The organism is Ruegeria sp. YTSA219, assembly GCF_059609985.1.
In genome coordinates, this window is the sequence record NZ_JBXWMT010000010.1 from 74,366 (window position 1) to 94,879 (window position 20,514).

A 20,514-nucleotide genomic window follows, 5' to 3' on the forward strand; every position below is an offset into this window, starting at 1 on the left:
CAGATGTCGGATGCCAAATAGATACCAACCACTATTGCAATGGCAAGCCCCTGAGGGGGACATCAGTGATACAAATGCTCTACATTGCGTAACAATGATGCAAGATCGGGCGAATTAACCCGAGAGGCGGCATGTCCCAGCGAAAACCACCTGCGCTTGCGCTCTTGCCATTCAGGGTATCGCGCGGCCAGGGATTTGACCACCAGCGGATAGACATCGACCAGATAAACCGCTGATCCTTTCTTGTACCTCCGCTTGTAATGCAGGAACTGCCCAAAGGCATTTGGAGTGCAAGTACCGGTCACACCCGCCTCTTCCCAGGCTTCTTGACTGGCTGTACCGGAGGGTGAGAGGCCTTCGATCAAATTCCCCTTGGGTATTATCCAACGACCGGAACCACGCGTTGTAATGAGCAACACCTGAGGCGTGCCGCGTTGGACACGATAGCACAGAGCTGCCGATTGCCGTACGACTCGTACAGTGCCCGCTTGATGCAGGTTGAGTTGCCTTTGCTCGATCACGTCCTGCTGCCTCTCCAGGGAACGTTTTATCCGCCTGCCCGGTGCGCTTTTGCGCTTATTTATCGGACCTGCGCCTGAAGAATGCCATATGAAGCGTTATTTTTCAATCCCTTGCATCCGCGCCTCAAGTTTGCGGATCAGAACCTCATGCGGAATATCGGCATCTACTGACAGCCGCCTCAGGCCAAAATGGACGCGGGCGATCTGTTGGTAATAGCGGGTATAGACGTAATTCGTCCCGCCACCGGCAATGGCGCCCAACACAGGCACGGATTGCGCAGCCAGCTTTTGTCCCAGAACAACGGCCAGTTTCGGGGCAACGGCAGATATCAGCTTTTGCAAAGCTGGGCCTGTCAGGGTCAGGCGCGCCGAAAAGAAACCCAGATCCGCGCCGTCATCGAAAGACATCGGACCAGCGGCTGACAATACCCGGACACAGTCGAATTTGACACCATCCTCAGAAGGGTCAAACCCTTCGCGCGCCGCAGCGCCCTGAATTGAACGCAGCAGCATGGTCGTGGTTGCCGGTAACTCCATCAATGCGGTCGGAACGCCACCGATACCGCCTGCAGCTCCCATGGCTGTCGTCAGGGCCGTATTGACCCATGGCAACTGATCGGGCACCGCCCTACGCGACCCTTCAGCCGCGTTCATCGCAATCCAAAGCGCCTTTTCTGTCGCCCCAGTTAGGGCTTCGCGCACAGATGGCGGCAGCTGTTCAAGCAACGACTCTGCCGAGCCACCGACACTGTTCAACAGCTTAACGCCCGGCCCTCCGGCGGATTGGTAAAATCCGGCCAAACGGTCCAGTTCCGCTTCGGCATTGAGTTTTCCGACAAGAACCATGTCCTGCATAAGTACCCTCCTGCCCCTAGAACATCGGCACTTACCGCAACGGTTTCAATAGCTCAGCGGCTCCAGCGGGTTACCGGACCAGTTATTCCGTCCCATCCGCCGGGTATCAGGTCCACGCCCAGAACCCGATCCGGGTTGGTTGGCGGGGGCATCTCGACCCCGGTCAGACGGGTGAATCCAAACCGAGCATAATAGGGTGCATCCCCGACCAACATGACCCTGTCCCAACCCTTGGTTCGCCCGGCCCGCAATCCTTCATGGATCAAAAATCCACCCAGTCCTTCACCTTGATGGGTCGGGTGGACGGCCACAGGGCCCAAAAGCAGCGCGTCCTGATCGCCAACATGCACGGGCCAGAATCTTATTGCACCTGCCAGGATATCCTGCCCGTCCCGCACCACTTGTGACAAGCCTGACATTGGCGGAACATCATCGCGCAGGCGGTACGAAGACAGCGCCTCGCGCCCGGGCGCAAAGCACAGATCGTACAAAGCCTCGACCTCCCACCAATCGTCCGGCTCCTCCGGCCTGATCACGAATTGCTGCACTCTGCCCTCTTTTCCTAGCTGGAATTCGCCCTAGCACTTCGTTACGCCTTGGGCAAACGCTTGGAGACCTTATGTTCTATCGCCCAGAAGACGGCCACGGCCTGCCACACAATCCGTTCAACGCCATTATCACCCCGCGCCCGATCGGCTGGATATCAACCCGTGGCGCGGATGGGACCAACAACCTCGCGCCCTATTCGTTCTTTAATGGTGTGGCCTACACACCCCCGCAGGTCATGTTTGCCTCGACCGGAACCAAGGCCGATCAGGACGGTGGAAAAGACAGCATCGCCAATATCGAGGCAACAGGCGTATTCTGCGTGAACGTTGTCGCCCACGCCCACCGCGACGCAATGAACGCCAGTTCAGCCGCGCTGCCCAAACATGTCGACGAGTTCAAACACGCCGGCCTTACCGCAATCGAATGCGAGACCATCCCCTGCGCCCGTGTCGAAGGTGCCCCAGCCGCATTGGAATGCAAGCTCACGCAGATCGTGACCCTGCCCGGACAGGCGAACCGGGTTGTGTTTGGCGAAGTGACAGGAGTGCATCTGAACGACGACCATATGCGGGATGGCAAATTCGATGTGACGTCTTTCAAACCACTGGCACGGCTTGGCTACCGGGATTATTCGGTTGCGTCCGAGCTGTTCAGTCTTTCAAGACCGGATGACTAATGCCTTTACCTGACGCATCGCGCCGATACCCAATCACATTGCCTGACGGCTCGGACCACCCGGGTACGGTCTTCCTGTCTCAGGCTATCGACCACCCCAGAATAGAAGCCGGTGAATACAGCTATGCGTCGGATTTCGACGCACCAGAGGATTGGGCGCAACGCCTTGCCCCTTATTTGTTCCCGTTTTCCCGCGAAAAACTTGTCTTGGGTAGATTCTGTCAAATCGCCCACGGCGTCCGGTTCATCACTTCATCGGCCAATCACGCCATGAGCGGGGCGACATGCTATCCTTTTCCCGTTTTCGATCCCGAAAAGCTGTTGGAATATCAACCTGACAGGCGCGATACCGTGATCGGAAATGACGTTTGGATCGCATACGGTGCCTTGATCATGCCTGGCGCTAAAATCGGAGATGGCGCCATTATCGGTGCAGGATCCGTCGTGCGCGGAACAGTACCGCCTTATGCAATCGTGACAGGCAATCCTGCAGAAGTACGACGGTATCGGTTTGAGGCCGGTACAATCGGCCGGCTGCTTGCTTTGAAGTGGTGGGATTGGCCAACTGATCTGATTACCGAAGCCGAAAGTGCTCTGCTGTCCGGAAACGTCGATATGCTGGAGCGTTTAGCCCCCTAAAAAGGCGGCCCATTTGGCCGCCTTTCACAATCAGTGCCCACCCAGAATGCCGGTGCGAACAGAATAATCGACCGCCAGCGCGTAATCGGGGTCATCGTCGCTGTCGACCATCAAATGGCCTGCCTTGTTCAGCAGTTTGTGACAGTCACGGCTGAGGTGGCGGAGCATGACGCGCTTTCCTGCGGCTTCATATTTCGAAGCGATGTTCTCGATGGCCTGCAATGCCGACTGATCCACCACACGGCTTTCGGCAAAATCGACAATCACGGTTTCCGGGTCGTTTGAAACGTCGAATATCTCAACAAATCCCTCGGACGAACCAAAGAACAGCGGCCCTTGAATCTCGTAGACCTTTGCGCCTTTTTCCGTCAGTGAATCGCGGGTGATTGCATGGATACGCTTGGCGTTATTCCAAGCATAAGCCAGGGCCGAGACGATCACACCAACAACAACCGCTACCGCCAGGTCCTCCATCACAGTCACGACTGTCACCAGCACGATGACAAACGCGTCCATCAAAGGCACTTTGCGCATGATCTTGAACGAATTCCAGGCGAAGGTCCCGATCACCACCATGAACATGACCCCGACCAAAGCGGCCAATGGAATCTGCTCAATCAGAGGGGAGGCGAACAGGATGAATACCAACAGGAACAGCGCCGCTGCGATACCGGCAATGCGCGTACGCCCACCTGATTTCACGTTGATCATGGACTGACCTATCATGGCACAGCCGCCCATGCCTCCGAAAAAGCCAGTGGCCACATTGGCAAACCCTTGGGCGATACATTCTTGCGAGGCACCGCCACGTTTGCCGGTGATTTCGCCAACAAGGTTCAGGGTCAGAAGCGACTCGATCAGGCCAATCGCTGCCAATATTACGGCGTATGGCAGGATGATCTCAAACGTCTCCCAGTTCAGCGGCACCATCGGGATGTGGAACGGCGGCAAGCCACCTTCGATCGAGGCAAGATCGCCCACCCGTGGGACGTCCAGTCCAAAACCAATCACCAATGCTGCGACGACCATGATCCCTGCCAAAGGCGCCGGGACAATGCGTGTAATGCGCGGCACGATAAGGATCACCGCCATAGTCAGGCCGACCAGACCCAACATGGTAAAAAGCTGAATACCGGAAAGCCATTCGCCACCGCTCATGCCATGGCCCGTGTTTTCCATGCTGCCGGGAACTTTGAACTGGCCCATCTGGGCCAGAAAAATCACGATGGCCAATCCGTTCACAAACCCCAGCATCACTGGATGTGGTACCAGCCTGATAAAACGCCCCCAGTGCATCGCCCCTGCGATCAGCTGCAGTATTCCCATCAAAACAACTGTAGCGAAGAGGTATTCGACCCCATGTTCTGCCACCAAGGCAACCATCACCACGGCCAGGGCCCCGGTTGCGCCCGAAATCATACCCGGACGCCCACCGATCAGTGCAGTAATCAGCCCCACCATGAACGCAGCATACAAACCAACCAGAGGATGCACGCCCGCGACAAACGCAAAGGCCACCGCCTCAGGGACCAAAGCAAGTGCAACCGTCAGGCCGGACAGCAGCTCGATCCGAAGGCGCGAGACGGTCAGGCCCTCATCCGGAACCCAACGAAGATCAGGTTTGGCGATACGATTGGCAAAGCTTGCCAGCATAGCTCGGGGCATAGGGCGTCCTGTTGGTTTATGGGTTCGCGCGAAAAAGGGACTTCTATCTGTGAACCGGTTTTTGAGCCACCGCATCAGGCGGGAGGCTGATATGCGCAGCACGCATAGCACATATCTCGCGAATAGGTGAATTGATGTCGGTTCGTTGCCGTCACACCTTGGCTTGATGCTCTGCCTGGCTCGGATAGCAACGACCCGAACCCCTGCGAAAAAGTGATAGAACCACTGGGCGTTCACCCTTGTCAAACCAGGCAGCCCAGCGCACAAATCATTGAACAAGCACCGTAATCGGAGAAAACCAGTGACCCAGACCAAGATTGCCGTCATCGGCGGATCAGGCATTTACGACATCGACGGATTGGAGAATGCGCAATGGGTCTCGGTTGAAACGCCTTGGGGTAAACCTTCGGACCAAATACTGACCGGCGCGCTGAACGGGATCGAGATGGCGTTCCTGCCTCGCCACGGGCGTGGCCACATTCATTCGCCGACGGACGTGCCCTATCGCGCCAATATTGACGCGCTGAAACGTCTGGGGATCACGGATGTGATCTCGATCTCGGCCTGCGGATCATTCCGCGAGCATATGGCGCCCGGAGATTTTGTTGTCGTCGACCAGTTCATCGATCGCACCTTTGCGCGGGACAAAAGCTTTTTTGGCTCTGGCTGCGTGGCCCATGTCAGCGTTGCACACCCAACCTGCCCGCGCTTGTCAGATGCTTGTGAGACTGCTGGCAAGGCCGCCGGCATCACCGTTCATCGCGACGGCACCTATCTGGCGATGGAGGGGCCGCAGTTCTCGACACTGGCAGAATCCAAAATGTACCGCGAGCATTGGGGCTGCGATGTGATCGGAATGACCAACATGCCCGAGGCTAAACTCGCCCGAGAGGCCGAGCTTTGTTATGCTTCGATCGCGATGGTCACCGACTATGACAGTTGGCACCCGGACCATGGCGAGGTCGACGTGACCGCCATTATCGCCACCCTGACCGGGAACGCCGAAAAAGGCCGGGCGCTGGTCAAGGGCTTGCCAGAGTTGCTGGGGGCAGAGCGCCTGCCCTGCCCGCACGGGTGTGACCGGGCGCTGGAATACGCGATCCTGACCGCGCCAGAAAAACGTGATCCGGCGCTGCTGGCGAAACTGGACGCAGTCGCGGGGCGGGTGCTCTAGCGATTGGTATCAGTGCCTATACCGGTCGGCCGCATCAGTACTTAACCGAAAGGCAGCCTTTTAAGTTCGGTACGGGCGGCAGGGAACGAAGAGGATAGGAATGAAACGGCTCGAGGCCCTGGACGCCGCACGCTTTCTGGCATTTTGCGGCATGGTGCTGGTGAACTTTCGCATCGCGGCGCAGGTCAAACCGGCAGATGACTGGGCATCGGCGCTTGTCGATGCACTGGAAGGTCGTGCTGCTGCATTGTTTGTCATTCTGGCCGGGATCGGTATTGGCCTGTCCAGCCTTTCTGCTGGAATTCTGTTACGACGGGCTGCATTTCTGTTCGTACTTGGCCTGATCAACATGACCATGTTTGAGGCCGATATCCTGCATTTCTATGCATTGTATTTTGTTGTCGGCGCGGCGTTTCTGTCCTCGTCGATCATTGGGTTGTGGCTTGGCGCAGGTGGTGTTGTCGTTCTGGCCGTGCTCGCCAATCTTGTCTTTGACTACAATCAGGGATGGGACTGGGTTTCCCTGAACCATACCGACCTGTGGACGATACCGGGCTTTGTACGAAACTTGCTGTTCAATGGTTGGCACCCCGTTCTACCTTGGGCAGCGTTCTTGCTGATCGGTATGGCGATTGGGCGATCGCAACTACAGACGGTCTGTGTTCAGCACCGGTTGATCATGTGGGGATTTGGCGCAGCCGTTCTGGCCCTGTTTCCGCAAAAGCTGACAACCGATCCTGGCCTGGCCGCCTATCTGGGCACTCAATCCATCCCTCCGGGGCCGTTTTACATTTTGGCCGGGGCTGGAACCGCCTGTGTGGTGATAGGCCTGTTGCTAAAGCTCTGGCTGCGGATTCAGGGGCTGGGCGCCGCGATGGCGCTGACTGCGCCCGGACGGCAAAGCCTGACGCTTTATATTGCGCATATCGTAATCGGGATGGGCATTCTGGAAGAGGCCGGCCTGCTGGACGGATCGCTCAGCGCGCCACAGATCGTTGGCTACGCCTTGGGTTTCTGCGTGCTGTCCTCAGGATTTGCGCTGCTATGGTTCCTGCGCTTCAGACGCGGACCACTTGAGGCGTTGATGCACCGCGTGACCCGGCCCTCAGGGGCTTGACCTTTGCCCATCACCAAAGCTTGATACTGGCGTATCTTAATCGGAGATCACATGCCCTTTGACATCTGGCTGGCCTTTGTGGCCGCATCCACCGCTTTGCTGCTGATCCCCGGCCCCACTGTTCTGCTGGTGCTCAGCTATGCGCTGTCCAAAGGCCGCAGCGTTGCCGTAGCCTCGGCCACCGGGGTGGCGGTTGGCGATTTGGTGGCCATGACAGCCTCATTGCTGGGATTGGGGGCGTTGGTGCTGGCCTCAGCTACGTTGTTTTCTGTCCTAAAGTGGGTCGGCGCAGCCTATCTGGTCTGGCTGGGCATCAAGTTACTGCGCAGCGCCCCATCGGCGGGGCTGCAAGCGGTTGAACCTGACGCAGATATCACTGCGCGAGGCGTCTTTGGTCACGCGGCCGCTGCAACCGCCCTGAACCCCAAATCGATTGCGTTCTTTATCGCCTTCGTGCCGCAATTCCTGCGCCCTGCCGAACCTTTGGGCCCTCAATTCGCGATCCTGATAGGCACTTTCGTCGGGCTGGCCTGGTTGAACGCATTGGCCTATGCCCTTTTGGCAGATCGGCTGCGCCATATGATCGGCCGCGCAAGCACCATTCGCGCATTGACGCGTTTCGGGGGGCTGACCCTGATCGGTATGGGGATCGCCACGTCAATCCTGCGTCGCCCGGCCTGAGGGCCTAATCTACAGCGTGATCCTTCATAAATCCGCGAATAAACCGCCTGATTTCCCGCGCCGCCGACGTGTCGAGTTCCCTGCACAGCTCTACAAAAGCATCGCGCTCGCCACGATCCAGCCGCAGAACCAGCTGGCTGTCCTTTTTGACTGAAATCTTACGATCTGTCCCTGACATGCACTTTGTCTCCAAAAGACTTCAGAAGAAATAAAACGTATATACTTAGTATATATAAAACATATGATGGGCAGCTAACAACCTTGCGGAATCTTTGCAAGTAGCCTGTGTTCAATTCAGGTAATTCTTTTTCGGAACCAACGCATTGGCTAAAAAAGACGACGTCTTGGGAAACCTATCTGGTTTTTTCGGTGAGATAGGCAATCGCACGTTCTAGGAAGATTGCAAGCCAGCACGTTCATTCTGTTCTTGCATGACCGTCCCCGATGGGCCAAACAACCCAGCGTGTTTTGACGCCAGAAGGGGTTGGTCATGTCAAGAAACAAGTCGGTCAAGGATTACATCCGAACCATCGTCGATTTTCCGCACGAAGGGATCATGTTTCGGGATGTCACCACCTTGTTTGCAGACCCGCGCGGGTTTCGTATGGCGATTGATCAGATGTTGCACCCCTATGCCGGCGAACAGATCGACAAGGTTGTGGGGCTTGAGGCGCGCGGTTTCATATTGGGCGGCGCCATCGCTCATCAGCTGAGCGTCGGTTTCGTCCCCATCCGCAAAAAGGGCAAGCTGCCCGGCACAACAATCAGCCAGGATTACACGCTGGAATACGGCGAGGCTATCGTCGAGATTCACGATGATGCCATCCAACCGGGTGAGAAAATTCTGGTCGTGGATGACCTGCTGGCCACCGGAGGCACCGCCGCCGCCGGGATCAAACTGATCGAACGGCTGGGCGGCGAGATCGTGTCATGTTCCTTCATCATTGACCTGCCAGAACTGGGCGGGCGCAAGGTTCTGGAAGAGATGGGCATGGATGTTCATGTCCTGTGCGAATTCGAAGGACTCTGACGGATCCCGCACTTACAGCCGCAGGACCGCGCCGGGGTTCATGATCCCTTTGGGGTCCAACGCCGATTTGATCGCCCGCATCGCGCTCAGTTTGACCGGATCGCCATATCGCTCCAGATCTTCGGTCTTCAATCGCCCGATACCGTGCTCTGCGCTGACGGATCCCTGAAACTCATGCACAAGGTCATGAACGGCCCTTTTTACCTTTGCACTTTCGGCGTCATACTCTGACCGGGAATGCCCGTTTGGCGGAAACACATTGTAATGTAGGTTCCCGTCGCCCAGATGCCCGAAACAGTTCACCCGATACGGACCAAGCGCGGCCACAACATCTGCACCACGCCGGATAAATTCTGGGATGGCCGAGATCGGCACCGAGATATCGTGGCTTGAGACCGACCCGATCAGCCGGTTTGCATCCGGAATACGCTCGCGCACGGCCCACATGTCCTGCCGCTGCGCCTCGCTTTGTGCAATCACCGCATCGGTGACCAGCCCACGTGCCTCAGCGGCCTCGTACAGCACCTCAAACGCGGTTTCAGGTGATTGGCCCATCGACAAGCCAATCTCGATCAGTACAGACCATTCGGGCGGCTCGGCAAAGGCCTGCCGCGTGTCTGGCAGAACCTCACTCAGGAACAAAAGACCCTGTTGGTGAAGCAATTCAAATGCACTGACGCTGTCCCCCATGAGGTCCCGCGCCAGCGCCAGAAAATCAACCGCCGCTTCGGCAGAGGTGACCTGAACCATGGCCGTTCCAACCGCCTCAGGGCGGGGAAACAGCTTGAGTGCCGCCGCAGTGATGATCCCTAGCGTCCCTTCGGCTCCGATCAAAAGATTGCGCAGATCATACCCGGTATTGTCCTTTCGCAACCGGCTGAGCCCATGCCAGATTTCGCCGCTTGGTAGAACCGCCTCAAGGCCCAGACACAGGTCACGGGCGTTTCCATAGCGCAACACGTTAACTCCCCCTGCATTTGTCGAGAGGTTCCCTCCGATCCTACATGACCCCTGTGAGGCAAGGGAAAGTGGAAATAACCGGTTCGCGCCTTCGGCAGCCGCCTGCACATCTGCAAGGATCACACCACCTTCTGCAATCATCACATTCTCTGTCGGATAGACAGCCCGGATCGCTGTCATCCGCTCTAGCGAGATCAGCAAAGGCGCAGGCCCGTCCGACGTCACCTGACCGCCAACCACACCGGTGCCGCCCCCATATGGCACCACCGGGACCGATGCCTCGGCAGCCAATCGGATCAGAACCGCCACCTCCTCGGCCGTTCTGGGCACCGCAAGCACCCCCGCCTGCCCGGAAATCCGACGGCGCGGCTCCTCGAGATATCGCGCGGTGACCGGTCGCAGCACTTCATCCGGCAAGGCGGCGCGAATTGATTGGGCGAATTGATCGTCTGCGGGATTCAGGGTCATGCCCATTCCTTGCCCAAGGCAACAGGTCCCGACAAGCCCTATTCCAACTCGATCAGGTATTGCGGCTCTAACACAACCACCGTTGGCCGGTCCGGAAGTGAGCGCAGGGATACGGTGATTTCCGACACGCCATCACGCTCAACCGGGAAATCGCCCCTGACATCCGCCAGAAACCGATCCAGCGAATAGTCTGAAAACCAATGCATCGGAATGATGACCGAACTCTTCAACCGTTTCAGAACTGTAATCATTTCGGGCAGCGGCATGGTCGTTCCACCATCCACCGCTGCCATAACAACATCCAACCGTCCAAGGGCCGCAAATTGCGCGTCCGATGGGACGTGGTGCAGATGACCCAGATGCCCGATACACAAGCCCGCCACCTCAAACACAAAGATCGAATTGCCACGTTCTTCGACCCCGCCATAGACGGACCGGATATCGGTCGAGACATTGCGCACCAACATCTCTTCCAGATCCAGATGATGTTCGATCCCCTCCCCGAACACGCCCCACCCTTCCAGCACATGCGGAATGGCAGGATCGGGATGCGCGGTCCAATGCGTGCCATGGGCGTGGTTCATCGTCACCACATCGGGAATCAAACTGGCCCCGCCGATGAAGCCGGTGAAATCTGTCACGGCGTTCAACCCGCCCGGTGTCTGGATCAGAAAAGACGCATGCGCGACATAGCTGATCCGGACGGAATACTCCGGCACCGGATCTTGCCACCCCGCTTTATGCAGGTATTCGATCCCTGGTGCCGCATCCGCAATGGCGATGCAATGGCTTGGCCGCCGCTCCTGTGCCACAGCCCCGCCCGAGATCACCATCAATGCAAAAACCACCCAGCGCATGACGTGATTGTAGCGCAAGAGCCCGCCAAGTCATGCCCCTAGTTCATCTGGCCAAAAATACCTCGGGGTTTGGGGCAGAGCCCCAATGGCCTCACCGAGGCCACCTACCCGGCTTCGGTCTTCCCGCGCCGGTCTGACCGCAGGCAGGCATATAACACATGCGTTCGCCAGCGCCCGTCAATCTGCAGATAGGACTGCGCCACGCCTTCGTATTTAAAGCCCGAGCTTTCCAGCAATCCGCGCGAGGGTTTGTTTTCGGGCAGGCAGGCCGCCTCGATCCGGCTCAGGTCTAAACGCGTGAAGGCATGATGGACCACCGCGCCAATAGCCTCGCGCATATACCCGTTGCGAGCAAAGGCTTGGCCCGTCCAATAGCCCAGGGTCCCCGCCTGTGCTGGGCCACGGCGCACATTGTCCAGCGTGATCGCACCGACCAGCAGGTCATCAGATCGCCGGAACAGAAATAACGGAATCGCCGTCCCACTCGCAACCGAGCGCTGCGCCCAGTAGACACGGTTAGTAAAGGATTTCCGGCTCAAGTGGTCCGAGGCCCAGATCGGCTCCCACTGGGTCAGAAAGTCTCTGGACGAGCGTCGCAGCGCCGCCCAGTCGTTAAAATCGGAGTGCACGGGCGGGCGCAAGCTGAGCCGCTCGGTTTCAAGTTTCAGCTTGCGTCTGCCCAGAAGCATCACGCCGCGCGCCTCTCCTGCAAGTCCGCGAGTGTGGGTGCACCTGATACCGGACCATACAGCGCCAGCGCCGCTGGCGCTTGTGCTGCTATCTGTTCAGCAAAGCTGCGGACATCTTCGGTGCTGACCGCGTCAATCTTGGCGACTGTATCCTCAAGCGACGGCACCCGTCCCCAGATCTGCACCAGACGCGCCAGACGCTCGGCCCGGTTCGAGGGGCTTTCCAGCCCCATCAGCATTCCGGCCTTCATTTGCGCACGAGCACGGGCGACCTCTTCAGGGCTCATATCCTCGGCGGCACGTTTCATTTCGTCAATGGTGATCGTCGCCAACTCACCGATCTGATCCGCAGATGTCCCCGCGTAGATCGTAGTAGTGCCGGTGTCGGCATAGGCGCCAGCCTGGGCAAAGATCGTATAGCAAAGCCCGCGCGTTTCCCGCACTTCCTGAAACAAGCGCGAAGACATACCCCCGCCCAGCGCGGTCGAATAAATCTGCGCGGTATAGATCGCGTCGTCGCGATAGCCGGGGCTTTCCAGCGCCAAAGCGAAATGAGCTTGCTCCAGTTCTTTCTCCTGCCGCGCCTCACCACCGGTAAATCGGGCCACTTCAGGGATCAAACCCTTGCGTGGTTGCAGGTGACCAAACATCTCTTCGGCCGTTTTCATCAGTGCATCGTGATCCACCGCACCAGCAGCGGATAGGATCATCTGTTCAGGGCCATAATGTTCGGCCACGAAACCCGACAGATCCTCGCGCGAGAATGCGCTGACGCGTTCAGTGGGGCCAAGTATGGTCCGGCCCAGGGGCTGATCGTGATAGCTCTGCTCTTGCAGCCAGTCAAAGATTACATCGTCGGGCGTGTCATAGGCCTGACCGATTTCCTGTAGGATCACACCGCGTTCGACCTCAATCTCGCGCGGATCGAAGATCGGGTTCAGGACGATGTCACCGATGACATCCATCGCCAGCGCCACATCGTCTTTTAGAACGCGCGCGTAATAGGCCGTCACTTCGCGCGAAGTATAGGCGTTGATATACCCGCCCACATCCTCGATCGCTTCGGCAATTTGCAGCGCGGATCGCCGTTTGGTTCCCTTGAACGCCATATGCTCAAGGAAATGGGCTATGCCATTTTGTTCGATCCGCTCATTTCGCGCACCGGCGGTTACCCAGATGCCTATGGCCGCAGATTGCAGCCCCGGCATATGTTCACTGACGATACGGAAGCCGTTCTTCAGTTGGTCTTGTCTGACAGTCACTCGGCGATATGCCCTTTGATATGATCCTCAAGGGCGCCCAGATCATTGGCGATGCGGGTCACCCGTTCCGGACGTTCATACAGATCAGACATGCGAGAGGGAAGAGGCGGATGTACGCCACTCGCATTCTCGACCGCAGCCGGGAACTTGGCCGGGTGTGCGGTCGCCAAAGTGATCATCGGGACGTTCGCGTCGCGGTGCTCCTCGGCAACTTTGATACCCACGGCAGTATGGGGGCAGACCAGTTCGGTGCTGTGGGCCAGCGTGGCTGTGATCGTCGCCAGTGTTTCCTCTTCGGACACGCGGCCCGAGTCGAAGCTTTCGCGCAACGCTTCCATCGCGCCTTGGCCGACATTGAAGCCGCCCGTCTTCAGCTCGTCCATCAGCTGAGCCACAGAATTGCCATCCTCGTCATAGGCATAATACAGCGCCCGTTCAAAGTTCGAGCTGACCTGAATATCCATCGAAGGGCTGATCGAAGGGATCGTGTCTCCCTTGAAATACCCTTCGCCTGCCAGACACCGATGCAGAATGTCATTCTGGTTGGTCGCCACTACCAACCGGTCAATCGGCAAGCCCATGCGTTTGGCCAGGTAGCCCGCAAAGATGTCCCCGAAATTACCCGTAGGCACGGTAAAGCTGACCTTGCGATGTGGCGCGCCAAGGCTAACCGCAGCTGAGAAGTAATAGACGATCTGTGCCAGCACGCGGGCAAAGTTGATCGAGTTCACCCCCGCCAGTTTCACACCGTCACGGAAGTCGAAATCGTTGAACATATCCTTCAACGCGGCCTGACAGTCGTCAAAGTCCCCGTCGACGGCCAGAGCATGCACATTGTTGTCCGCAGGTGTGGTCATCTGACGACGCTGCACCTCGGAAACGCGGCCATGCGGATACAGGATAAACACGTCTACCGCATCCAGCCCCCGGAACGCCTCAATCGCGGCCGAACCGGTATCACCGCTGGTCGCGCCCACGATAGTCACTCGATCCCCGCGACGCTTCAGCGCCACCTGGAACAACTGACCGATTAGCTGCATGGCGAAGTCTTTGAAGGCCAGTGTCGGGCCGTGAAACAACTCCAGCAGGAAGTGGTTCTCGTTCAACTGCTTCAACGGTGCGCGGGCGTCATGGCCGAACCCTTTATAGGCGCGGGCAATGATCTGTTTGAACTCCTCTTCCCCAAATGATCCGCTGACATAGGGCCACATCACGCGAAAGGCGATGTCCTCATAAGACAGTCCTGCCAACGCGGCGATTTCATCGTGGCTCAAGACCGGGATTTCAGCGGGCAGATACAGGCCTCCGTCGCGAGCCAGCCCGGTCAGCATCGCCTCTTCAAAACTCAGTTCGGGCGCCTGCCCGCGGGTTGAGACATATTTCATTGCGCTTCACTTTCTGATGGGGCGCGACCGCGCCACAGGAAATAACCAGTCATCGCAGCCCAGACCAAAGCCAGGCCAAACCATGTGATTGCGTATCCCAGGTGATCATTCGGGATGCCTGCTGTATTCACCGGCAAAGGTGTCAAATTCGGATCGGTCCGGGATCGTGCGATTACCAGAACCGGGTCGGTTCCCAGAGCTGCAGCAAGATTGGGAACATCGCGGGCAAACCAGATATTGGCATCCACATCTGGCTCGGGCGTATAGCCGTCGATCTCATCCGGCCAGTGCAGATTGCCCGTCAGTTCGATCTGCCCGGTTTGTCTTTCAACCTGTTTGGCAGTGGTTGGGATAAAACCGCGATCGACCAGAATAGTCCGGTCGCCAGTATCGAAAGCTTGGATAACCCGATAGCCAGCGCCTACTTGTTTCACCGAAACCAGAACATGGATTTCACCCGGCTGCATCTCACCCTGGACGAAAACCGGTAGGTACTTGTCCCGTGTCTCGGAAGGCTGCTGCGGCAGGGAAACAGGCTCGGCAGAGATCCGGTCGTTAATCTCGGCCAACACGTCTTGTTTCCACCCAAGCCGCTGTACCTGCCAGACGCCCAGCGACACAAGTACGCCCAGACCGGCGAGCCCGAAGATCAGCAGGAAAGTTATGCGGCGCATGGCGGGGTCAAACCTTGTTGCAGAAACCGGCGTCTTGTTAAGGGCGGTGTGAACTGAATTGCAACCACCCATTTGTATCGGGTGCAATCTTGCACCCTGATAGAGAAAAAGCCGCCCTTGGGGGCGGCTTTTGCAATTTTGTTACCGGTCCGGCGTCAGATCAAAGGGGCTTGTCCCCAGATATAGACTGCGAAGAACAGGAACAGCCAGACAACGTCAACAAAGTGCCAGTACCAGGCCGCGGCCTCGAAACCGACGTGCTTTTCCGGCGTGAAATCACCCTTCAGTGCCCGGATCAAACAGACCGACAAGAAGATGGTGCCGATAATCACGTGGAAGCCGTGAAAGCCGGTTGCCATGAAGAAGTTCGAATAGAACTGATCACCACCGAATTTCCAGCCCTCATGGGCCAGCAATTCGTAGTACTCAAAGCCCTGCAGAGCGGTAAAGGCGATGCCCAAAACGATACCAATAGCGAGGCCGTTGATCAGCGCCTTGCGGTCATTGTCATGCACCAGCGCGTGGTGAGCCCAGGTGATGGCACAGCCCGAAAGCAGCAGGACCAGCGTGTTGATCAGCGGCAAGTGGAACGGGTCAACCGCGTGGATATCCGGCTGGATGTACTCGGTGCCCGCATAGTCGTACATCGGGTACATGCGGTGTTTGAAGAACGACCAGAACCAGGCGAAGAAGAACATCACCTCGGACATCACGAACAGGATGAACCCATAGCGCAGGCCAATGCGCACGACCGGCGTGTGATCGCCTACACGGCTTTCGGCCACCACTTCGGACCACCAGGCGAACATGGTGTAAAGAACCGCGACAAGACCGGCCCAGAACATGTAGGAGGTGACGCCGTGCATCCAGAGGACGGCCCCGAACAACATCACAAAGCCGCCCGCAGCGCCGATCAGTGGCCAGATCGAAGGGGTCAGAATGTGGTAATCATGATTTTTTGCGTGTGCCATCAGCGTCCCTCACCTACAGGCGTTAGTTCTTGTTTGTATCAGCCTGAACATCAAGGGCGGCATAGCCCTCGGGCAGGTCAATTTCGTAGAATGTATACGACAGAGTGATCGTATGCACATATTTGGCTTCCAGATCCTCGACCATTTCGGGATCGACGAAAAAGCTCACCGGCATCTGAACCCGTTCTCCGGGTTGCAACACCTGTTCTTCAAAACAGAAACAGGCGATCTTCTGGAAATACCCACCGGCCGAATAAGGCGCAACGTTGTAAGACGCCTGACCGGCAATCGGGCGGTCCGTGGGGTTATATGCCTCATAGAAGGCCAGGCCCGTTTCACCGATGCGGATTTCCATCTGGCGCTCGACCGGCTTAAATTCCCAGGCCATGTCTTTCGCCTTTGAGGCGTCAAAGCGAACGGTAACAGTGCGCTCAAGGATGTCCTCTGGCGCGGCTTCAGCCACTCCGGTTGTGCCGCCATACCCGGTGACCCGGCAAAACCAGTCGTAAAACGGTACCGAAGCCCAGGCGAGGCTGCCCATCAGAACAACAACGCCGACAGTTTGCACGACGGTTTTTTGCGGCCCCGTGAGCGCCATCAGTTCTGCACCTCTTGCATGGCCCTGTTAAAATCGGTCCCTGAGACTTTGACGATCGTCAGCCCAAAGATCAGCACGATGAATGCAGCAAGCGTCAGGCCAACGCCCAGATTTCGGCTGAACCGACGTTGATGCAACTCATGGCTTTTGCGCAGGCTCATGCCCAGCCTCCCAGCCCGTAAGGCTTCAGCAGTGCTTCGGCAAGGATCGCGCCGAAATGCAGGAAAAGATACAGCAGCGAGAGCTTGAAAAAGCCACGCTCAACTTTGAAGTTATCAGCCTCGGAGTCATCCTCGGTCCGACGCGAGATTGCCCATGCTCCGCTCAGGAACAACGCGTTCAGTACAATAGCGACGGTCAGATAGATCGGGCCGCCGATTGCCGAAAAGCCGGTTCCAATCGCAAGCACTGCCAGCAGAACGGTGTAGACCAGAATATGCCAGCGCGTCGCCCGCCGACCATGGGTTACCGTCAACATCGGCACACCCGCATCGTCGTAATCCGACCGCATAAACAGGGCCAGCGCCCAGAAATGCGGCGGCGTCCACATGAAGGTAAGGGCAAACATCAGCCAAGGTTCGACGGACATGGATCCGGTTGCAGCGACCCAGCCGATGACCGGCGGGAAAGCCCCAGCTGCGCCGCCAATCACGATGTTCTGTGGCGTCAAGCGCTTGAGCCACATCGTGTAGACAACGACATAGAAGAAGATGGTGAAGCCCAGAAAGGCTCCGGCGAACCAGTTGGTTGCAAGACCCAGCATGATCACCGACAGGCCGGACAGTGCCAGGCCCAAGGCCATCGCTTCGCCCTCTTGTACCTTGCCCGACGGTATGGGGCGACCTTTGGTGCGCTTCATAACGCGGTCGATATCTGCATCCCACCACATGTTCAGCGCGCCGGATGCGCCACCTCCGATGGCAATGAACAATATCGCGCAGAACCCAACGAACGGATGTACCGGTACCGGCGCTGCCAGCAGACCAACAAGCGCCGTGAATACAACCAGCGACATCACGCGCGGCTTCAGCAGGGCGAAGTAATCGCCAAAGCTGGCCTCATTCGCATACGCTTGGGCGGTCGTTTGGCTTGCATTGATGCTTGCGTCGCTCATCTCGGGTCCTTTTGGGGCGAAGGCTGTGCGATCTCTCGCACAGCCTGCATCTTGTAGCAGGCGGGACGCATCCCGCCCTTACTGAAATCAGTTCGAAGCGACCTGATAGTTCTGCGGCAGGCCCGCATACTCGTCGATCGCACCTTTCAGCCACGCGTCATACGCCTCTTGGCTGACAACTTTGACAGTGATCGGCATATAGGCATGGTCTTTTCCGCACAGTTCCGAACACTGGCCGAAATAGATGCCTTCCTTTTCGGCCTCAAACCACAGCTCAGCCAGGCGTCCGGGTACACCGTCCTGCTTCACACCGAAGGACGGAATGGTCCAGGAATGGATCACGTCGGACGCAGTAACTTGCATCACGATGACCTTGCCAACCGGGACAACAACCGCTGTGTCGGTGGCCAGCAGCCACTCATCGTCGCTATACCCTGCGTCTGCCAGCTTGGCCCGCATCGCGTCATCCAGGACAAATGCCGTCACGTCCGCATCGGCGGGGCGAGTACCTTCGTCCAACGTGGCTGGGTGGCCGAGCAGATAGCTGTCGAATGCAAAATCGTGATCGACATACTCATATGTCCAATACCACTGGTTGCCGACAACCTTGATAACGACATCACCTTCGGGAATTTCCTGCTGCTTGAACAGAACCGGCAGAGAGAAAGCACCGATGAATACTAGAATCAGAATCGGACCCAACGTCCAGACGATCTCGACCGGAGTATAGTGCGAGAATCGCGCCGGGGTCGGGTTGACGCGTTGGTTATAACGCATGATGCAGTAAACCAGCAGGCCCGCAACGAATATGCAGATCGCGGTAATAATCACCAGAATCATATTATCCAGGCGATGAATCCCCTCGGCAAGGCTTGTGGCTGCAGGCTGGAATCCTATGCCGCCGTCAACCGGCTGACCGATAATCTCAAGCTCCTGAGCCATGGCGGGAAGGCTGGAGAGGGCTGTCATAAGCCCCGAAAGCTTCAAAGCGTTCTTCATTTTCTGTCCTGATCGTTTGATCTTTGCGTCCCTGGCGAAAAGGTGTGAATCGGCCACACCTCACCCGTTGTCTTTGGCCGCGTTAAAAACCATATTCCTGCGGGTAGATAAAGCAAAATGCTTGCGTCAAACAGACGCTATTTTTGATCTGGATCAAACTCGAAAGGTCCCAAGAGATGCCCAACGACCCGTTTCGCCCGTTTGAAAGCGCTCTTCCACATGACGAAGCGCTTGCAGTACTGCAATCCGCCACCGCCGGGGCCGAGGACGGAGAACTGTACGTTGAACGCCGGAAATCCGAGTCTCTGGTCTTTGATGACGGGCGCTTGCGGACCGCTTCTTATGACGCGTCCGAAGGTTTCGGCCTGCGCGCCGTGCAGGGCGAAGTGGCAGGCTATTCGCATTCAACGGACGTCTCGATTCCTGCCCTGAAACGGGCCGCCGAGACCGCGCGGCTTGCGGTCGGTGATGGTGGCGGAACGCTAGCTGATGCCCCCCGGGCCACCAACAAGCGCCTCTATACAGACGAAGACCCGATCGAATCTGCCAGTTTTCCCGTCAAGATCGAAACATTGCGCGAGATTGACGCCTTTGCCCGTGATCTTGATCCGCGTGTAGTACAGGTCAGCGCCACTATTGCTGCTGCGGTGCAGGAGGTTGAGATTCTACGCCCTGACGGCATTCTGGTCCGCGATGTCCGCCCCATGACCCGGTTGAATATCTCAGTCATCGTGGAACAGAACGGCCGTCGTGAGAGCGGCTCGACCGGTGGAGGTGGCCGGATCGGCCTGGACGGGCAGATCGACCCAACCGACTGGCAGGATAAAGCCCGCGAGGCCCTTCGCATCGCCATGGTCAACCTCGAGGCTGTTCCCGCCCCTGCGGGCGTGATGGAGGTCGCACTGGGCCCTGGCTGGCCCGGCATCTTGCTGCACGAAGCAATCGGCCACGGCCTTGAAGGGGATTTCAACCGCAAGGGCAGTTCCGCCTTTGCCGGGCTGATGGGTCAACAGATCGCGTCCAAAGGTGTTACGGTCGTTGATGACGGCACAATCGCAGACCGGCGCGGGTCAATCAGCGTCGATGATGAGGGCACACCCAGTTCGCGCACTGTGCTGATCGAAGACGGCATCCTGACCGGATATATGCAGGATCGCCAAAACGCCCGTCTGATGGGTGTTGCGCCAACCGGGAATGGGCGGCGTCAAAGCTATGCCCATAAACCAATGCCACGGATGACAAATACAATCATGCTGGGTGGCGATGCCGATCCCGCCGCTTTGGTAGCCGATATAAAGGATGGCATCTGGGCGGTTGGCTTTGGCGGCGGCCAGGTGGATATCACCAATGGCAAGTTCGTGTTTTCCTGCACCGAGGCATACCGGGTTGAAAACGGCAAAATCGGCGCGCCGGTCAAAGGGGCAACATTGATTGGCGATGGCCCCTCTGCCCTCAAACGCGTTCGCGGGTTGGGCAACGACATGGCCTTGGATCCGGGAATGGGCACTTGCGGCAAGGATGGTCAATGGGTGCCTGTGGGCGTTGGCCAACCTACGGTCCTGATGGATGGGCTGACGATTGGCGGATCGGCGGCCTAATTAGAATCGGTCACTGCTTCCAAAGCGCAGGGT

23 protein-coding genes are annotated in these 20,514 nt (G+C 57.6%); 7 read left to right on the forward strand and 16 right to left on the reverse strand.

The window, feature by feature from the left end:
- Positions 1-62 precede the first annotated feature (62 nt).
- The 3 genes from AC2FFB_RS14570 to AC2FFB_RS14580 form a co-directional block, all read right to left on the reverse strand.
- On the reverse strand, positions 63-521 hold the full coding sequence (locus tag AC2FFB_RS14570) for an NUDIX hydrolase (protein WP_271950475.1): 459 nt from the start codon (positions 519-521) through the stop codon (positions 63-65).
- 96 nt (positions 522-617) lie between these two features.
- Positions 618-1,376, reverse strand: a complete 759-nt coding sequence (locus AC2FFB_RS14575; protein WP_496694265.1) for an EcsC family protein — start codon at positions 1,374-1,376, stop codon at positions 618-620.
- A gap of 53 nt (positions 1,377-1,429) precedes the next feature.
- The gene (locus AC2FFB_RS14580) at positions 1,430-1,924 is read right to left on the reverse strand and encodes a GNAT family N-acetyltransferase (protein WP_142638024.1); all 495 of its coding nucleotides are present in this window, start codon (positions 1,922-1,924) and stop codon (positions 1,430-1,432) included.
- A gap of 71 nt (positions 1,925-1,995) precedes the next feature.
- Between AC2FFB_RS14580 and AC2FFB_RS14585 the strand changes: the two genes are divergently transcribed.
- Both AC2FFB_RS14585 and AC2FFB_RS14590 read left to right on the forward strand, forming a co-directional pair.
- Entirely contained in the window at positions 1,996-2,601 is a 606-nt protein-coding gene (locus AC2FFB_RS14585) for a flavin reductase family protein (protein WP_496694266.1), read from the forward strand.
- Positions 2,601-3,239: a CatB-related O-acetyltransferase gene (locus AC2FFB_RS14590; protein WP_496713931.1), complete on the forward strand. Its 639-nt coding sequence runs from the start codon at positions 2,601-2,603 to the stop codon at positions 3,237-3,239. Before AC2FFB_RS14585 ends, AC2FFB_RS14590 begins: the two co-directional genes overlap by 1 nt.
- 30 nt (positions 3,240-3,269) lie before the next feature.
- Here AC2FFB_RS14590 and AC2FFB_RS14595 read toward each other — a convergent pair whose 3' ends face one another.
- Entirely contained in the window at positions 3,270-4,904 is a 1,635-nt protein-coding gene (locus AC2FFB_RS14595; RefSeq protein WP_142638018.1) for a SulP family inorganic anion transporter, read from the reverse strand.
- Positions 4,905-5,205: 301 nt separating this feature from the next.
- On the opposite strand from AC2FFB_RS14595, the gene AC2FFB_RS14600 reads away from it, so the two are divergent.
- The 3 genes from AC2FFB_RS14600 (at position 5,206) to AC2FFB_RS14610 (ending at position 7,876) form a co-directional block, all read left to right on the forward strand.
- Complete coding sequence (locus tag AC2FFB_RS14600; RefSeq protein WP_496694268.1) at positions 5,206-6,078, forward strand: S-methyl-5'-thioadenosine phosphorylase; 873 nt, start codon at positions 5,206-5,208, stop codon at positions 6,076-6,078.
- Between the two features lie 100 nt (positions 6,079-6,178).
- Entirely contained in the window at positions 6,179-7,195 is a 1,017-nt protein-coding gene (locus AC2FFB_RS14605; protein ID WP_496875092.1) for a DUF418 domain-containing protein, read from the forward strand.
- A gap of 51 nt (positions 7,196-7,246) precedes the next feature.
- The gene (locus AC2FFB_RS14610) at positions 7,247-7,876 is read left to right on the forward strand and encodes a LysE family translocator (RefSeq protein WP_496875093.1); all 630 of its coding nucleotides are present in this window, start codon (positions 7,247-7,249) and stop codon (positions 7,874-7,876) included.
- 4 nt (positions 7,877-7,880) lie between these two features.
- On the opposite strand, the gene AC2FFB_RS14615 is transcribed toward AC2FFB_RS14610, so the two are convergent.
- A complete protein-coding gene (locus AC2FFB_RS14615; protein ID WP_185956707.1) occupies positions 7,881-8,054 on the reverse strand; it encodes a hypothetical protein in 174 nt (57 codons plus the stop codon).
- Positions 8,055-8,366: 312 nt separating this feature from the next.
- Between AC2FFB_RS14615 and AC2FFB_RS14620 the strand changes: the two genes are divergently transcribed.
- Positions 8,367-8,906, forward strand: a complete 540-nt coding sequence (locus tag AC2FFB_RS14620) for an adenine phosphoribosyltransferase (RefSeq protein ID WP_142638010.1) — start codon at positions 8,367-8,369, stop codon at positions 8,904-8,906.
- A 12-nt stretch (positions 8,907-8,918) separates the two neighbouring features.
- Here AC2FFB_RS14620 and AC2FFB_RS14625 read toward each other — a convergent pair whose 3' ends face one another.
- The 11 genes from AC2FFB_RS14625 to coxB all read right to left on the reverse strand — a co-directional run bounded on the left by AC2FFB_RS14625 (position 8,919) and on the right by coxB (position 18,883).
- The gene (locus tag AC2FFB_RS14625) at positions 8,919-10,334 is read right to left on the reverse strand and encodes an FAD-binding oxidoreductase (protein ID WP_496694271.1); all 1,416 of its coding nucleotides are present in this window, start codon (positions 10,332-10,334) and stop codon (positions 8,919-8,921) included.
- Between the two features lie 38 nt (positions 10,335-10,372).
- Positions 10,373-11,191, reverse strand: coding sequence for an MBL fold metallo-hydrolase (locus tag AC2FFB_RS14630; protein ID WP_496875100.1), 819 nt, complete (start codon positions 11,189-11,191; stop codon positions 10,373-10,375).
- 104 nt (positions 11,192-11,295) lie between these two features.
- Entirely contained in the window at positions 11,296-11,880 is a 585-nt protein-coding gene (locus AC2FFB_RS14635) for a GNAT family N-acetyltransferase (RefSeq protein ID WP_271950493.1), read from the reverse strand.
- On the reverse strand, positions 11,880-13,142 hold the full coding sequence (locus AC2FFB_RS14640) for a M16 family metallopeptidase (RefSeq protein ID WP_142638002.1): 1,263 nt from the start codon (positions 13,140-13,142) through the stop codon (positions 11,880-11,882). The genes AC2FFB_RS14635 and AC2FFB_RS14640 overlap by 1 nt, the downstream gene beginning before the upstream one ends.
- Positions 13,139-14,527, reverse strand: coding sequence for a threonine synthase (thrC, locus tag AC2FFB_RS14645; RefSeq protein ID WP_496823989.1), 1,389 nt, complete (start codon positions 14,525-14,527; stop codon positions 13,139-13,141). Before thrC ends, AC2FFB_RS14640 begins: the two co-directional genes overlap by 4 nt.
- Positions 14,524-15,201, reverse strand: coding sequence for an SURF1 family protein (locus tag AC2FFB_RS14650; RefSeq protein WP_496823991.1), 678 nt, complete (start codon positions 15,199-15,201; stop codon positions 14,524-14,526). Before AC2FFB_RS14650 ends, thrC begins: the two co-directional genes overlap by 4 nt.
- A 155-nt stretch (positions 15,202-15,356) precedes the next feature.
- A complete protein-coding gene (locus tag AC2FFB_RS14655; protein WP_142637996.1) occupies positions 15,357-16,172 on the reverse strand; it encodes a cytochrome c oxidase subunit 3 in 816 nt (271 codons plus the stop codon).
- A 22-nt stretch (positions 16,173-16,194) separates the two neighbouring features.
- Positions 16,195-16,770 (reverse strand): cytochrome c oxidase assembly protein, encoded by a 576-nt coding sequence (locus AC2FFB_RS14660; RefSeq protein WP_142637994.1) that lies wholly within the window; start codon positions 16,768-16,770, stop codon positions 16,195-16,197.
- Complete coding sequence (locus tag AC2FFB_RS14665; RefSeq protein WP_185956706.1) at positions 16,770-16,931, reverse strand: cytochrome c oxidase system small membrane protein; 162 nt, start codon at positions 16,929-16,931, stop codon at positions 16,770-16,772. Before AC2FFB_RS14665 ends, AC2FFB_RS14660 begins: the two co-directional genes overlap by 1 nt.
- A complete protein-coding gene (gene cyoE / locus AC2FFB_RS14670) occupies positions 16,928-17,884 on the reverse strand; it encodes a heme o synthase (protein ID WP_496875094.1) in 957 nt (318 codons plus the stop codon). The genes AC2FFB_RS14665 and cyoE overlap by 4 nt, the downstream gene beginning before the upstream one ends.
- Positions 17,885-17,971: 87 nt before the next feature.
- Positions 17,972-18,883, reverse strand: coding sequence for a cytochrome c oxidase subunit II (coxB, locus tag AC2FFB_RS14675; protein WP_142637990.1), 912 nt, complete (start codon positions 18,881-18,883; stop codon positions 17,972-17,974).
- A 176-nt stretch (positions 18,884-19,059) separates the two neighbouring features.
- Between coxB and tldD the strand changes: the two genes are divergently transcribed.
- Positions 19,060-20,481, forward strand: coding sequence for a metalloprotease TldD (gene tldD / locus AC2FFB_RS14680; RefSeq protein WP_496875095.1), 1,422 nt, complete (start codon positions 19,060-19,062; stop codon positions 20,479-20,481).
- The last annotated feature ends 33 nt before the right edge of the window (positions 20,482-20,514 follow it).